Genomic DNA, 16,337 nt, shown 5'->3' with positions numbered 1-16,337 from the left:
TATTGTAGAAATATTTGTTAGTATTTGATTGTATTCATGCCAGAGTAGCCCGCCTCCTTTTTACTACTTTTGGCGGCTATAAATCAAGAAAGTGTAAAAATAATAAATCTGACGAACTTATGACCAAAATAAGAGTAGCCATCAATGGGTTTGGAAGGATCGGCCGCATCTTTTGCCGGCAGATGCGTTTGCACGAAAACCTGGAGTTGGTGGCCATCAACGATCTCACCGACACACATACACTCTGTCATTTGCTGAAATACGACTCTTCGCAAGGGCATTATCCGGCTCCGGTAAGTTGTACCGAAAAAGAATTGATTATCGATGGAAAAAAAGTAGCCGTCTTTTCGCAGGAAAACCCTGATCTGCTGCCTTGGGGCGAAATGAATATTGATGTGGTGGTGGAATCCACCGGACGTTTTACTGCACGGCCCGACGCTGAACGCCACCTGAAAGCAGGCGCCCGCAAAGTGGTGATTTCTGCTCCCGCACAAGACGACAGCGAGAGCATTCAATATATTGTTTTGGGTGTTAATGATCACCTGATCAACCGCAACGACCGCATCATTAGCAACGCCTCCTGCACCACCAACAACGTTGCGCCACTCATCATGATCCTCGACGAGCTGTGGGGTGTGGAGAAGGGTTTTATCACTACTGTGCATTCCTACACCAAAGACCAGCACCTGCTCGACGCGCCCCACAAAGACCTGCGCCGTGGACGCGCTGCTGCTTACTCAATCGTGCCCACCACCACTGGTGCTGCCAAAGCTGCCACGCGCATCTTTCCGCATCTCACTGGCAACCTTGGCGGCGCCGGCATCCGCGTACCTGTGCCCAACGGCTCCCTCACCGACCTCACCTGCTACCTGCGTAAACCTGCCAGCATCCAGGGCATCAACAAAGCTTTTGAAAAGGCTGCCAACGGACGCCTCAAAGGAATTCTCGAATATACCACCGACCCAATCGTAAGCATCGACATCATCGGCAACACCCACTCGGCAATCTTCGACGCCGGACTGACAGCAGTGCTGGGCGAAAACGACAAACTGATAAAAGTGGTGGCCTGGTACGACAACGAAATGGGATACGCTACGCGCCTCGCAGAGCTGATAGAGAAGTTTGTGTAAGGGGACTTACGGGTTAGGCCTTTGTTTGAATCAGAAAGAAAATCACAAAAAATAATTGAACAAAATCCAATAAATCTCAAGAATGAAATCTCAAACAATGTAAAGGTTTGGTTTATTGATTTTTTTAATATTGAGATTTATTTGTCATTTGGATTTTGTCTATTGAAAATTTCCTGAAGCTGGTGGGTTATTTTTTGTCGAAATGTTTCAGCGTAAACTGCTCCCCATCGTACACGCCATAAGAGTAACGGTTGATCCAGTCGCCCAGATGGATGTAATAATGGCCGGGCGACAGTTCATGGATTTGCTCCACATGCCAATGGCCAAAAATGAAATAATCTATTGTGGGATCGTCTTTTAGCACTTCGTTGCAATGTTGCGCCAGGCGCGACTGATGAATATTTTCGAGCAGGCGTTTTTCTTTTTCGACAGCTTCTGGCTTTTGATGGCCGTAACGGCTGCGCCCACTCCAGAAAAGTCCCAGCTTTACGCCAATGTCGGGATGAATCCAGTTGAAAAGGAAACGGTTGATCTTGCGCTCGAAAACATATTTGATAAATTTATACCCCCGATCGCCTGGCCCCAGTCCGTCGCCATGTGCCAGATAAAAGCGTTTGCCGCCAAAGGTGCGAACCATCGGCTGGCGGTGCAACATTACGCCCACTTCCGATTGCAGATAATCGAACGCCCACATGTCGTGGTTGCCGCGAAAAAGATGTATCGGAATGCCTGCATCGGTTAGCTCGGCAAGCTTGCCCAGTAGTCGCACATATCCTTTGGGAACTACACGATGGTATTCAAACCAGAAATCGAACAGGTCGCCCATCAGGAAAATTTCTTGCGCATCGGCGCGGATGCTTTCGAGCCATTGCACAAACCGCTGCTCGCGCTGTTTGCTCTCGGCCGCGTCGGGGATTCCAAAATGAAAATCTGATGCAAAATATATCTTCTTTCCTGCCTGCACTGTCGTTGTCGGATTAGATAGCTATGAGCCGCAAAAGTAACAAAGAATCGTCCAAGAAGAATCGTCCACGAATTTTCGCCAATAAGGCGAATTGTCGCGAATTATTTTTTAATCTCGATGAGCGTAAAGGAGACAAAAGTCAAAACAAGCTGCAATCATTTTTCGTGTTCATTAGCTTAATTCGTGTGAATTCGTGGATTGTTTTCTTGTCGACGTGTTACGAAAGTAGGGATCATCTATTTTTGTCGCTATTTTTCATCCAAAAAAAAAGCCTGATTAATTCCCGGCTTTGTGAAGCTTGAGAATTAACCAGGCTGGACTGACTTGATTAATAATTATTCTAGATAAACTTGTGAAAGCGTGTCAAAACGAAAACGGCTTAGTTACAATAGTCATTTCCGGTGTTACCGCTAAAAGTAACGTTGTTGGTGGTGAGATTGACGGTTCCACTCTCGACGATACCGCAGCCGGCACTGTTATTAATCTGTACATTATCGAGGCTTAACGTAATGGCGTCGTTGTATCCGAGACTCAGGTTTGCCGGATTATCAAACTGACTCCCCATCTTCGACTGACCGCCATCAGTTATCACCGCATATTGGATGGTGTTTTCAAGGTTATTGGTGTTTAGGTAAATTCCGTTCCACGATCCCTGGCCATTACGACCCCGGAACGTTACTTTGTCGTCAGCGGTCCCCATAACCTGCAAAGAAGCATTGTATCGATCGACCGTCATACCGAAGTTCTGTCCAAAAGTGATTTCGCAGCCCGGCATAATGCGCAATGTTCCTTCAGCGTCTTTGCCAACGTAAAGTAACTCGTTGATAAAGAAAGGGACACCGGGATCGGTCCATACATGGGGTTCCTGTCCGGTGATGTAGCCCCGATCGTAAAGCGAATTAGAAAATACATAAATCTCATCGCGGTTTGCTCCGTCATCAGTAGCATTACCGGTGTAGCTGGTGCCACGGCCATCGAGCTGCGATACTTTGTTGGCAGCAATGTGCAGCGGATAACTCTTGTTTTGTGTAAAGATATTGTTAGCAAATCCTTTAATATTTCCTTTATCAGTCACAAACATCCCGTAACCACTGCTACGTCGGACAAGCGAGTTTTTGAGTTCTATTTTGCTATCACTATCCACTTGGATCGCGGCTTTACTTCCGTCTTGTGATCCGGCATACTCAACGATACAATATTTCATGGTGTTTCTCAGATCACCGGAACCTATCTTGAGCTGATCCCAGGCACCTTCTGTTTTAATTGCGCCGGTAAATCGGATGGAATCCTGCTCAGTTCCGACAGCCTTTAGATAACCTTCCCTCTCTCCATAATCACTGAATTGGAAGCCGGCACCCTGAGCAAACTGAACGGTGACACCTGGTTCGATTATCAATCCAGCATTAACCCGTATCATGCACGGGACATGGTAAACGACTCCTTCATATTTTTTATCCAGTGTCATCTCTTCATTAATCTGGGAGCATGGAAGTTCGATAGGGCCGGATGAAGCTGTAACGGTGATGTTATCCGATTTGCTCGTTCCACCCACCGATACGGTTAGTCTGATGTTGTATGCTCCTTCTTTGTCGGGAGTAAAACTGGCCCTCTTGGAAGTAGCATCTTCTATTCTTGCCACACTTCCATTGGGCGAAGACATCAAGTCCCAAAGATAACTTAGGGTTCCTTCTGAAGTGGTCGATCCGGAACCATCCAACGTTACTTCCTCATTTATTCCCGTTTGGATATCAGTACCAGCATCGGCAGTTACTTCAGATGGGTCAACCTGAGGTTCGTCATCGTCTTTTTCACAGGAGCTCAAGAATAGAGTACCCGCTAAAAAACCTAGGATAGCAAGGTAATACGTCACATTTTTTAAAGTCATAGTTGTAATTTTTAAGGTTAAAAAAGCGGCTGGCTTTGACATCGCCGGTCGCTTTCATCAATTAATTTATTTAGGTTCTTGACATTTTCAAACAAGGAATTGGACTACTTGTTTAAAATGATTCTAAATAATAGAAGAATAAAATGCAAAGGTTTGTTAAAAGAAAAGCCATGCTATCCACGAATTTCTGCTAATTCTTTTTCGTGTTCATTTGCATAATTCGTGGTAAGTAGTGGATAAACCTACTGTCCACGAATTTTCGCCAATGATGCGAATTTTCAAAAATTATTATTTAACCACAATGAGCACAGAGAAGGCGCAAAGTGCACAAAGAATAAATATTTTGTAACCATCCTCATCGCGACTTTCTATCGTCAGTCGACCGGCTGACATAGAAATTTCAAAAAGAAGTAGTTTTTATTTTTTAGCCCCATCCCCGACACGGGGAAGGGAGCTCTCTTTCGTGGCATGTTTCGAAAACCAAAGCAACGCGCTTCGTTTGGCAACAACCCTATCGCCTCGCAGAAGTGCTCCCCCTCTTCGATTGGAGAGGTGCCGGGGGTGAGGCAGAACATTTACTTAATTTGCTAAACTTGTGGAGGATTTATAAATTTCCCAGGCTTACAAATGGATGGAATTTCCGGCGAGCCAACCTGTCGAAAAGGCGATTTGCAAATTGTAGCCGCCGGTTTCGGCATCCAGGTCGATGATCTCGCCAGCGAAAAATAAGCCTTTCACCAGCTTCGATTCCATGGTTTTGGAAGTTATTTCCGCAGTGGGGATTCCACCAGCGGTAATGATGGCTTCTTTGAATGGACGGTGATCGCTTACCTGCAGCCGAAAATCTTTGAGCAGCATACGAATTTTCTTTCGCTCCTGTGCATTCACCTGGTGGCATTCTTTATACGGGTCTATCTGCAGTAAATCTATAAAGACGGGAACCATGGAAGCGGGCAGCCAGCTTCTGACCATATTGTCAAAATTCTTTTTGCCATGATCGTTCAAATCGCGCAACAGCCGCAGGTCGAGTTTTTGCTCGTCGAGGGCGGGCTTCAGGTCGATGCTTACTTCCACCCGCTGTTTTTGCTGAAGGGCATCCACGATTATCCGGCTTAGCGTTAAGATAATCGGACCCGTCAGGCCAAAGTGGGCAAAAAGCATTTCGCCAAACTCTTCGCCCGCCTTTTTACCGTTTATCCAAACAACAGCATTCACATTTTTAAGGGTAAGTCCCTGCATTTGTTGGGCGATGTCGCCGCTTGTTTCGATGGGCACCAGGGCGGGCCGTGGAGTTATCAGGCCATGTCCGGCCTGACGGGCCAGCATGTACCCGTCGCCATTGGAGCCGGTGGCCGGATAGGATTTTCCGCCTGTTGCCAGAATGATGTTTTTTGCTAAAAATGTTTGGCCATTCGCTACCAGGCCTTTTATGGTTGCTTCTTCGATAATCAGTTTTTCGACGCGGTGGCCTGTTCTTATTTCTACCTTTAGAGCTTTAAGCCATCGAAGCAGTGCCTGCAGCACATCCGCTGATTTGTTGCTTGCGGGGAAGTATCTTCCCCCGCGTTCCAGCGTCACTTCCACGCCCTGGTCGCTGAGCAGTGTGATGAGATCGCCGGAGAAAAAGTGGCCAAAAGCGCCTTTCAAAAATCTTCCGTTGGGGAATACGTGCTTGATAAATTCGCTAAGCGCTGCATCGTTGGTAACGTTGCACCGCCCTTTTCCACTAATCAAAAGCTTGCGACCGGGCTCCCGCATTTTTTCGAGCACCAGCACCCGGCCACCCAGTTCTGCTGCACGGCCTGCAGCCAGCAAACCCGCAGGGCCTCCGCCAATAACGATTACATCATAATTATTCATCGGGGCAAAGGTAGCTTTTACACAGGGTCGAAGTGAAAAGTTTTAGGAGGATGTTTTTTGATAATGGGATAAACCTGCTGTCCGCACCTGTCCACAAATTACCGCCAATTAGGCGAATTTTCTCGAATTATTTTTAACCACAATGAGCAAAGATATTTTTCTTTTAATTTTCCTCCGTGCCTCTCCACCTCGGCGGTGTTATTATGGTAATTTATTGTAATTCCTTCAATGGACTGAAGTAATTCAATGTAATTCCTTCAATGGACTGAAGTAATTTATAGTAATTCCTTCAATGTGGTTGAAAATTTCTATTTTTGTTTTCTATTTTAAAAGCTTTTATCAATGTCTATTTTTATAAATCGAGCCATCAAAAACCTTTTTCTCACTAAGTTGCAGGCCAATAAGGTGCTCATTATAGCCGGTGCCCGACGTGTTGGCAAAACGCTCTTCCTGAAAGATTTAATGGAAAACTATTTTGAAGAACCTTTTCTGTTTTTAAATGGGGAGGAAATAACAACCATTGATGTATTATCAACACGCACGGCCGAGAACTACAAGCGTTTACTTGGCAACACAAAATTATTCATTCTTGACGAAGCACAGAAGATTCCAGATATCGGGCTGATATTAAAACTGATGATCGACACAATAGATGGGCTTAAAATAATTGCTACAGGCTCGTCAGTGTTTGATTTGACTAACAATTTGGGGGAGCCACTCACAGGCAGGAAATATACTTTCCTTATGTTTCCCTTTGCGCAAATGGAATTTTCGAATTATGAAAACCTTGTAGAAACAAAAGCCAGACTTGAAGAAAGAATGATTTATGGTTGCTATCCCGAGCTTCTATCCTTAAAAAGTAATTCGGAGAAATCTGATTATTTGAATGAGATCGTCAGCTCGTATTTGCTCAGGGATATTTTGGCATTTGACGGTATAAAAAATTCTGACAAGATGTTAAATCTTTTAAGGCTAATTGCTTTTCAAACAGGGAAGGAAGTTTCGTTGGAGGAACTTGGCCGCCAATTAGGTTTGAGCAGAAATACCGTAGAGCGCTATCTCGATTTGCTAACAAAAGTTTTTGTGATATACAAAATCCCCGGTTTTAGCAGGAATCTGAGAACCGAGATTGTAAAGACAAGCCGTTGGTATTTTTTTGATAACGGGATATTAAACACAATGCTGAATAATTTTAATCCCCTTTCATCACGTAAGGATACGGGGGAGCTATGGGAAAATTATGTTTTATCTGAACGAATCAAATTTCAACATTACACTGGCTTGCGCACAAATAATTATTTCTGGAGAACTTATCAGCAGCAGGAGATCGACTGGATTGAGGAGCGCCAGGGAAACTTGTTTGCATACGAAATAAAATGGAATCCTCGTAAGATGCCTAAGGCGCCATTAGCCTGGACAAGAGCCTATCCCGAAAGCAGTTATCGTGTAATCACACCGGATAATTACCTCGACTGGATTGCCCCTATTGAAGAATAGTCGAAATTCATTAATCATTCATCAATGCAAAATTTGTATGAATTCAAGGACAAACCTGCTGTCCACGAATTTTCGCCAATTAGGCGAATTGTCACGAATTATTTAGGTGCTTTTTATTAGCTCTCATAAAAATGGACACTTCCTGAGACCCCAATGCCAACACACTGGCCGCTGCTGCGGCTTGTGCGGCGGGTCTCCCTTTCCGCCAACCGGCGGAGAAGGGAGCTCTCTTTCGTGGCATAATGTGAAAACCAAAGCAACGTGCTTCGTTTGAAAACAACCCTACCGCCTCGCAGAAGCGCTCCCCTCTCCAATTGGAGAGGGGCCAGGGGTGAGGCTTAATTCGTGGATTGAATTCGCCAATGCCCCATCCCCGACCCTTCCCCGACCTGGAGAAGGGAGCTCTCTTTCGTGGCATAATGCAAAAACCAAAGCAACGTGCTTCGTTTGGCAAACAACCCTACCGCCACGCAGAAGCGCTCCCCTCTCCAATTGGAGAGGGGCCAGGGGTGAGGCTTAATTTGTGGACAACTCTTATTTGTAACCCTTACAAATTACGCGCATACCCTTGTTCTTCCAACTTTTTATAAATACTTTTGGCCTGTTCATTTATTGGCTGAGCTGGCTTCGACTACGCTCAGCCACCGTGTCAAAGCCTGGTGGCTGAGCGTAGTCGAAGCCTTATTAATTTTTTTTGACATGTTACTTACCCTGTTTCCCACTGCAATTTCCCGCAATACATCCATTGCGCATCATAAATCATTTGTTAATTTTTAAAAAACCTACGTCTATGAAAAAGTGTATTACTTTCCTGCTGTTGTTTGCCGGGCTTGGCCTGGGAGCCAACAATTTGCAAATTAAAAACGTGGCTTTGACGGGTAACGATCCCATCGCCAAAACCGTGATGATCCGTTTCGACATTAGCTGGGATCACTCCTGGCGCGACGCCATCAACTGGGATGCCGCCTGGGTTTTTGCCAAGTATTATGACGGCACAAAACCCTACCGCCACTGCAAGCTGAGTTTGGGCGGCGAAACTCCCGGCACCGGAACAGCCCATGCGCTGATTGTACCCAACGACAGCCTTGAACTGGATGGCACCTACTACGGCGTGGGTGCATTTATCTACCGCAGCGAGCTGAGCGATGGCACCTTTGCTGCCGACAGCGTAATGCTGCAATGGAACTATGGCCTGAACGGCTTTGATGCCCTGCCTGAAGACATTGAGCTGCATGTGTATGGCACCGAGATGGTGTACATTCCCGAAGGCCCCTTTGCCTTTGGGGACGGGAATGGGGAATCTATGAACTCTCAATCCTGGCACCTGAAAGGCTCTCCCGATAATGTTTACATTGATGATTATTTGTCTCCTCTGATGGTAGCTGGAAGCTATTATGCTGACGAACAGGCAAGATTGATTGGGTTACGTGTACATGGCAGGGAAGGTCTGGATTGGGATGGCGACGGGATTATTGATAACCCCAACTTCCCAACTGGTTATCGGGCATTTTATATGATGAAGTATGAAACCACCCAGGGGCAATACACCGATTTTCTCAATTCACTCACTGAAAATCAAATCAGTTCTTCATTTTTATTTCCCACTGATCCCAATGCCAAATATTACCGTTTTACCATTACTTATGAAGATGGAAAGTATGCATGTGCCAGACCAGACAGGGCTTGTAATTATCTAGTTGGTTATGGACCAGTATCCCTGGCAGATTGGATGGGCTTACGCCCCATGACTGAATTGGAATACGAAAAAGCAGCGCGCGGTCCGCTTAATCCTGTTGTGAATGAATATGCATGGGGGAATACTTCTGAAACAGGACAACAGCTCCTAGCTATTGCAGGAAGTGAAAATGGCACAGAAATGCCACAACCGGAAAACGCCAATTGGCGATACCTTGAGAATCACATAAATGGTGGTGACGGGGGCAATGGTCCGGTGCGCGCCGGTATTTTTGCCAACGAAACCAGCAGCAGGCTCAGTGCCGGGGCAGGCTATTACGGTGTGATGGAACTTTCAGGTAACCTTGCTGAGATTGCCATTGAATTGACAAATTTTGATGATTATTATTTGGGTGGATTCCGCAGTTACATTGATGCCCACGGTGATGGGGAATTGAATTCAAACGGCAGGGCCAATTCCATTTTGCGTTTAAACCCCGATGGCACAAAATTTATGATTGATAACATAGACTTTTCCTCAAGGGGTTACAATGTTTCTTATTCTCGATTTGAATACGGTGCCTGGGTTGGGGCTCGTTATGTAAGAAATACCCCTGTGCTTCCATAATAGATCTGCCATGAAAAAAATACTACTATTAATAAACATGATGCTGGCCTTGTGTGTGCAGGGGCAGCAAAGCATCACGCTTTTGCAGCCGGCAGCCGGCGTAAGCTGGGATGGAGCAACTACCCACACCATCAAATGGGTGTCGCAAAACATCAATCTGATCAGGATCGAATTTAGCGCCAACGGCGGCACTTCCTGGCAATTGATCGAAGCCGCTTATCCTGCCACAGCCAACAGCTATGGTTGGACGGTACCGGCTCAGCCCACAGACTCTGCTCGTATCCGCCTGTCGGATACCGATAATCCTGCCATCAACACAGTGTCAGGATTGTTTACCATCCCAGAACCCTACATCAATCTGGTTCAACCCGCTAATCTTACCCAGGGTAATGCATACTCCATCCGCTGGCAAAGCTCCTGTATCTTTCATTTGGATGTTTTATTTTCAAACGATGGAGGAACAACCTGGGATACGATTTTTGAAAATGTGGATGCTCCTTCAGGCATCAAAAATTGGCCACTGCCCGAAGCCTCTCAAAACTGTCTGCTCAAATTGGTGGATGCTGCAAGCCCGGAAATGTTTACTGTATCAGAACCTTTTGTCATTGCGGAAACTACGCTAATGAATGTTGCCAAATACCACGGTGGCAGCTTCGATGGCTATGCACGTAGCAGCAATCTTGCGCCGCAGCTTGAAGTTGTTTCGCCGGCAGGTGGAGAAGTTTGGGATGGCAGCACGGAACAATTATTAAGCTGGAATGCTAACAACACCTTCCGGATAATGATGCTCTTCAGCGCTGATGGTGGAAATACATGGCCGGATACCCTGCAAACACTTTATCCGGCAGAGGCATCAAAATACGGGATTACAATTCCCAATACACCCACCACTGCTGCGCGTTTTAAGCTGGTGAGCCTGGATGTGCCGGGGCTGGAAGCCGAAAGCGGAGATTTTACCATCCCGGAACCTTTTATCGAAATCCAAAATGAGTTTCAACAAATCTATTCCGGAACACCCTATCCCATTATGTGGAAAAGCTCAGGCGTAAGCCATGTAAATATTTTCTACTCAGCGGATGCATCGGCCACCTGGGACACCATTGCTATGAATGTGGAAGCCACACGGGACATCAAAAACTGGAAAGTTCCCGAACCTACCGAAGAAGGCATCGTTAGGATTACGGACAGTACCGGAACTATTTTCGATGAAACCGGCACTTTCACTATTGTACCGTTACCGGTGGCCAATCCGGCCAAGTTTCGTGGCGGCAGCTTTGACGGCTATGCCCGGGGAAGTAATATCCAACCAAGCCTGGATTTTGTTAATCCTCTGGGTGGCGAAATTTGGGATGGAAGCACTGTGCAAACCATCAAATGGGAATCCACGAATACCTTTCGCCTGATGATTTTGTTCAGCACAGATGATGGCCTAAGCTGGCCGGATACGCTTATGCAACTGTATCCGGCGGAAGCCGCAAAACTGGCCTTTTCCGTTCCCAACACGCCAACAGAAGCAGCCAGATTTAAGCTCATAAGCTTGGATGTGGAAGGGCTGGAAGCAGTAAGCGAAGCATTTACCATTCCGCCACTATTTGTTACCATAACCAACACTTTTGCAAACCTCTATGCCGGAACGCCCTATACCATTTTTTGGGAGAGTTCGGGCATCAGCCTTGTAAATATCAGCTACTCGTCCGATGGCGGAACGAATTGGGAACCGATTGCCGTGAACGTTCCTGCCGTCCGTGGCATCAAAAACTGGAAGGTACCGGCAGCAACCACCAATGGGATAATAGCAGTAACTGATACAGCGCTTCAACATTCCGATCAAACGGAAGTTTTCGCCATTCTCGATCTTCCGCAGCACAACCCCGTAAAATATCAGGGAGGCAGCTACGATGGTTGGGCGATGTCCGTTTTCCAAGTCGCCGAGTTTGGCTGCCCGCCGGATACAGCGATTTGTTTAAATGCGCCGGCTTTTGAGCCGCTGGCCACTCCACCGGGCGGAACCTTCACAGGAACCGGAATGGTGGCAGGGGCTTTCGATCCCACTACCGCTGGCGTGGGAACTTATGAGATAACCTACACCTATACCTATTTTAATGGAAGTTCTACCGCCTGCACGTTTTTTATTACCGTGCATCCCATGCCGGTGGTTAATTGCCCTGCACCAATAGAAGTGTGTATTGATGCTGCTCCCTTTGTACTTTCGGGCGCTACGCCGGCCAATGGAATTTACACCGGTGCCGGTGTGGATGCGGGAATATTCGATCCCGCGCTGGCAGGAGCCGGCGAACACCTTATTATTTACAGCTATACCTCGCCTGACGGCTGCACCGGAACCTGTTCATTAATCATTACGGTGCATGCGCTGCCGCAGATGAGTTGTCCGAACAATATTGCAGTTTGCATCGATCAAACGCCTTTTGCCCTCCATTCGGCATTGCCCGCAAATGGAATTTACGAAGGCACAGGCGTGAGCAATGGAACCTTTTATCCAGCAACAGCAGGAGCGGGAAGCCATGAAATTATCTACGCGTTTACGGATGAAAACTTCTGTACCAACACATGCAGCTTTTTCATTACTGTAAATCCTTTGCCCGAAATGTCTTGTCCCGAAGATTTTGAAATCTGTGTGGATGCGGGCATCACCGCCTTGCCGGTTGCCCAGCCCACAGGAGGAACTTATTCCGGCCCGGGTGTCGACGGAGCGCAGTTCAACCCTGTCGTGGCGGGTATTGGAACGCACACCATCGCCTATGTTTTTACGGATGAAAATGGCTGCACCAACACGTGTAGCTTTGCCGTTACCGTAAACGCACTGCCGGATGTAAGCTGCCCCGCTGACGTGGCGTTATGTATCGATCACGATCCCGTAACTTTGTCAGGTGCTAATCCTGCCGGTGGAAACTATCAGGGTTTGGGCGTAAGCAACGGGATTTTCACGCCGGCACTTGCTGGTGTTGGAACCCATGAAATCGAATATTTCTTCACCGATGCAAATGGTTGTTCTAATGTTTGCACTTTTACCATCGTGGTAAATCCTTTGCCGGTGGTGATTTGTCCGGAGGATATGATGGTGTGTGTCGATAGCGAAACCATTGCCTTAAGCGATGCCCTTCCTGACGGAGGAATCTACAGTGGCGCGGGAGTTAGTGCTAATAGTTTCGATCCGCAACTTGCCGGCGTAGGCGATCATGAAATCGTTTATTCCTACACCGACGCAAATGGCTGTTCGGCTTCGTGCAACTTCACCATTCACGTTAAACCTTTGCCAGTGGTAAGTTGTCCGGGAAATTACGCAGTTTGTCAGAATGATGCGCCGTTTGCTATCACCGGAGCAAGTCCGGCAGGAGGTGTTTACACAGGCACCGGCGTGGTTAATGGGATTTTCGATCCCGCTACCACCGGCACTGGCATCAAAAACATCACCTACACTTTTGTGGATGGGTTTGGATGTGAAAACAGTTGCAGCTTCAAAATTACCGTGCTGCCTGCTCCCGAAGTAACGTGCCCGGCCAATATGGAAGTTTGCCTTGATGCCGCTCCTTTTGAAATCATTGGACTTTCGCCCGCCGGCGGAACGCTTTCGGGCAATGGAATTGATGGGACAACATTCACTCCGGCGCAGGCTGGTGTGGGAATCCATGAAATATTCTACAGCTACACTTCACCCATTAATTTCTGCACCAGCACATGCAGTTTTGAAATTACAGTGCATGAACTTCCTGCAGTTTCCTGTGGTGCGGATATCGAAATGTGTTTGGATAACGGACCCCTTGCGCTCGACTTTGCGGAGCCTGCCGGAGGAATTTATTCGGGTAATGGCGTATCGGGAAATGTTTTTGATCCTGCGGTTGCGGGAGCGGGCGAGTATCTGATCACTTACCAGTTTACCAGCATCTATGGCTGCAGCTCGGAATGCACATTTCTAATTACTGTTCAGCTTATGCCGGAGATGGTTTGCCCGGAAACGATGGGTATTTGTATTTATGAAGCGCCGCTTACGCTGGATTTTGCTTCGCCGGAAGGGGGAATATATTCCGGTGAGGGTGTTGCATCCGGCAAGTTTTATCCGGAGCTTGCAGGCCCGGGAACGCATCTCATCCAATACAACTATTCTGACGAATTTGGTTGCTCCGGAAATTGCTCCTTTGTTATCGAGGTTTATCCTACTCCTGTAATCACCTGCAATATTCCTGGTGAGGTTTGCAAATATGATGGCCCGATCATCTTGGATGCCTGCACTCCCTCCGGCGGCACTTATTCCGGACTCGGTGTGGCCGGAAACACCTTCTTCCCGGAAATTGCGAATATTGGTAATCATGAAATTACCTACCACTACACCGATCCGGAAACCGGCTGTGAAAATGAATCTATTATCAACATTCGGGTTAAGCCCTCGCAGTTGGTAGAAATACCGCAGGGCTGGATGGGAATTTCGAGCTTCCTTACCCAACAGAACTCCGACATTCAGGAGATTTTTTCAGACATGCAAAATCAACTGATAATCCTTTACAATCTCGATGGCGATGTCTATTTCCCGGGCGGGAACATCTATCCCTTTAACCCGTGGAATGCGTATTCGGGCTACTGCCTGAAATCTGCAGGAATGGTTGATATGCATTTCTGTGGCGAATTTTTAGAGGAACTCACGGTGCAATTGTCAAAAGGATGGAACCTGGTGCCGATGCTTAGCAAAACTCCGGTTTCGAGCGATTTTGTTTTTGGTTTTAATAACGATATTAAAATTGTGAAGCAGGTGGCCGGATCGAAATTGCTATGGAAAGAAATGGGCATCAATACGCTTGGATTCGTCAATCCCGGGAAAGCCTATTTCGTCTATTGCTACGCTCCGACTTCGATCAGCTATCCATACTACGCCGATAAGGCTGCGCCGGAAACAAAACCGGAAGAACCCATCCTTTCACCTTTTGCGACGGTTACGCCAACGCCAATATCTCATGTGATTGCATTTGATGCAAATGCTGTCGCGCAGCTCAAGCCAGGGGATATTCTTGCCGGCTTCGGCCAAAACGGACTTTGCACCGGATTGGCTCAGATCAGCGATGAACAGACCACACTGGTTTTGTATGGTGACGATGCAACGACGGAACAAAATGATGGGCTTACCGATGGTGAAGAAATTCGCTACCGCCTATATCGGCCCGAGGATGACCAAACCTTTGATCTGCTACTTTCGTGGGATGCAGACTACCAGGAAGGAAATGCTTTCGTGGCGCATGGAGTTTCTGTTGCCACCAGCATCCATCTGAGTAGTGTGGGAATTTCAGTGGTCGATCCCGGCAGCATCAGTATCTATCCCAATCCCACTACCGGCGATGTACAGATTTCCGGCATTGAGGATAATTACACCGTTGAAGTTTATAACGCCGTCAGCGAAAACCTTCTACAGATGAATCTCTCCGGGGAAGGCCGAATAAATCTCTCATCCTACCCGAAAGGGATTTATATTATTAAAATCACCACGCGCGATCTCAGCTTCACCAAAAAGGTGGTGTTGCAGTAACAAATCAAAAAGCCCGGTGTAATTGCCGGGCTTTCTTTTTTTGTATTGTACCGATTACGTTTCCGTGGATAACTCTTTTTTACCGCTGAGGCGGAGAGGCGCAGAGATTTAATTTCCTAACGTTTTCCCTCTGCGTCTCTCCGCCTCAGCGGTTTATTCGTTTCTTTTTAACCACAATGAGCACAAAGGCAGCTATTAAAAGCAGACCAATAGTCCCAGTTTCCTAAAACCAGTATCTGTTCACCAGGCCATTAATAATGTAAAATCCTTTTGGTAATCACCTGGTCTTCGAATTGCAGTTTGAGAATATATGTGCCCTGGTTTAATCCACTTAGATTTATTGTATTCGTTCCTGAAGACAATTTAGCTTCGTATTGCAGCCTTCCCTGCATATCAAACACGCGCACCAGGGCATCGATAGGCAGATCAATATGTAGATCGTCTTTCATCGGGTTTGGATATACCCTCACGTGATCACTCAAGTCGCGTCTGCTTCCGATTCCGGTTACAAGCCTGAAATGGGCTTCAAACAATGTATCCGAAAGCAATTCAAACTTGAAAGGATTTTCAGTTGCAATTGTTTTTCCATCGGCTTCCCAATGTGAGAAAACATAATTGCTTCCTGATGACCGTGCGTAAAGCTTAATGGTGTTTCCATAATAGCGCTCTCCTTGTATACTAACAGAACCGGCCCCATGTGGCACTACCTCAACCGTAACACTTTGTGCATTAGCTGTAAAATAGGCCATGATGGTATGTGCTGCATTTACTGACTGGAAGGTAAATGTAAATTGTGATTCACCCTGAGCCGCTACAATGGCTGCATCATCCACTAAAAGTGAAGCGATTTGATGTCCATGATAAGCTTTCACATCAAATTGTTGCGTTTCGCCGGCAGGAACAAACACCTGCCCCGAAGGAGTGATGGTTCCGTTGCCTTCGGCTCCAGCCGTAATGACAAAGCTCTGCGTCTGTGGCTCATTGATGGAAACCTCGTCTATGGTAATGCCCATACCTGAGTTACATTCGCCTTCGAAAGCAACATAGTAACTGTCCGACAGATTAGGAAGCACGATAGAAACTTCAGTCCACTCAGTCACGTCCGTAGAAAAGGTTTCGAGCGTGGTCCATTCATCTTCCAATGCAGCTTTGTATTTAATCGTTAACAC

8 protein-coding genes are annotated in these 16,337 nt (G+C 46.8%); 4 read left to right on the top strand and 4 right to left on the bottom strand.

What is annotated here, in order from left to right:
• The first annotated feature begins 119 nt into the window (after window positions 1-119).
• Window positions 120-1,130 (top strand): type I glyceraldehyde-3-phosphate dehydrogenase, encoded by a 1,011-nt coding sequence (gene gap / locus VFC92_13840; GenBank protein ID HZK09261.1) that lies wholly within the window; start codon window positions 120-122, stop codon window positions 1,128-1,130.
• A gap of 187 nt (window positions 1,131-1,317) precedes the next feature.
• Here gap and VFC92_13835 read toward each other — a convergent pair whose 3' ends face one another.
• The 3 genes from VFC92_13835 to VFC92_13825 form a co-directional block, all read right to left on the bottom strand.
• The gene (locus tag VFC92_13835; GenBank protein HZK09260.1) at window positions 1,318-2,094 is read right to left on the bottom strand and encodes a UDP-2,3-diacylglucosamine diphosphatase; all 777 of its coding nucleotides are present in this window, start codon (window positions 2,092-2,094) and stop codon (window positions 1,318-1,320) included.
• Window positions 2,095-2,473: 379 nt separating this feature from the next.
• Window positions 2,474-3,979 (bottom strand): PKD domain-containing protein, encoded by a 1,506-nt coding sequence (locus VFC92_13830; GenBank protein ID HZK09259.1) that lies wholly within the window; start codon window positions 3,977-3,979, stop codon window positions 2,474-2,476.
• Window positions 3,980-4,600: 621 nt separating this feature from the next.
• Window positions 4,601-5,839: an NAD(P)/FAD-dependent oxidoreductase gene (locus VFC92_13825; GenBank protein HZK09258.1), complete on the bottom strand. Its 1,239-nt coding sequence runs from the start codon at window positions 5,837-5,839 to the stop codon at window positions 4,601-4,603.
• 342 nt (window positions 5,840-6,181) lie between these two features.
• On the opposite strand from VFC92_13825, the gene VFC92_13820 reads away from it, so the two are divergent.
• The 3 genes from VFC92_13820 to VFC92_13810 all read left to right on the top strand — a co-directional run bounded on the left by VFC92_13820 (window position 6,182) and on the right by VFC92_13810 (window position 15,168).
• Window positions 6,182-7,336 (top strand): ATP-binding protein, encoded by a 1,155-nt coding sequence (locus VFC92_13820; protein ID HZK09257.1) that lies wholly within the window; start codon window positions 6,182-6,184, stop codon window positions 7,334-7,336.
• A gap of 790 nt (window positions 7,337-8,126) precedes the next feature.
• Window positions 8,127-9,638, top strand: coding sequence for an SUMF1/EgtB/PvdO family nonheme iron enzyme (locus tag VFC92_13815; protein ID HZK09256.1), 1,512 nt, complete (start codon window positions 8,127-8,129; stop codon window positions 9,636-9,638).
• Window positions 9,639-9,648: 10 nt separating this feature from the next.
• Window positions 9,649-15,168 (top strand): HYR domain-containing protein, encoded by a 5,520-nt coding sequence (locus VFC92_13810; GenBank protein HZK09255.1) that lies wholly within the window; start codon window positions 9,649-9,651, stop codon window positions 15,166-15,168.
• 251 nt (window positions 15,169-15,419) lie between these two features.
• Here VFC92_13810 and VFC92_13805 read toward each other — a convergent pair.
• The coding region (locus VFC92_13805) for a T9SS type A sorting domain-containing protein (protein HZK09254.1) at window positions 15,420-16,337 on the bottom strand (918 nt) is incomplete at its 5' end.

Source organism: Bacteroidales bacterium, from assembly GCA_035647615.1.
In the GTDB taxonomy this organism is placed as follows: domain Bacteria; phylum Bacteroidota; class Bacteroidia; order Bacteroidales; family 4484-276; genus SABY01.
This window is presented reverse-complemented; position numbering and strand designations above follow the sequence as displayed.

Coding starts and splice junctions, on each gene's coding strand:
- gap (HZK09261.1), top strand. CDS start 120: ATGACCAAAATAAGAGTAGCCATCAATGGGTTTGGAAGGATCGGCCGC.
- VFC92_13830 (HZK09259.1), bottom strand. CDS start 3,979: ATGACTTTAAAAAATGTGACGTATTACCTTGCTATCCTAGGTTTTTTA.
- VFC92_13825 (HZK09258.1), bottom strand. CDS start 5,839: ATGAATAATTATGATGTAATCGTTATTGGCGGAGGCCCTGCGGGTTTG.
- VFC92_13820 (HZK09257.1), top strand. CDS start 6,182: ATGTCTATTTTTATAAATCGAGCCATCAAAAACCTTTTTCTCACTAAG.
- VFC92_13815 (HZK09256.1), top strand. CDS start 8,127: ATGAAAAAGTGTATTACTTTCCTGCTGTTGTTTGCCGGGCTTGGCCTG.
- VFC92_13810 (HZK09255.1), top strand. CDS start 9,649: ATGAAAAAAATACTACTATTAATAAACATGATGCTGGCCTTGTGTGTG.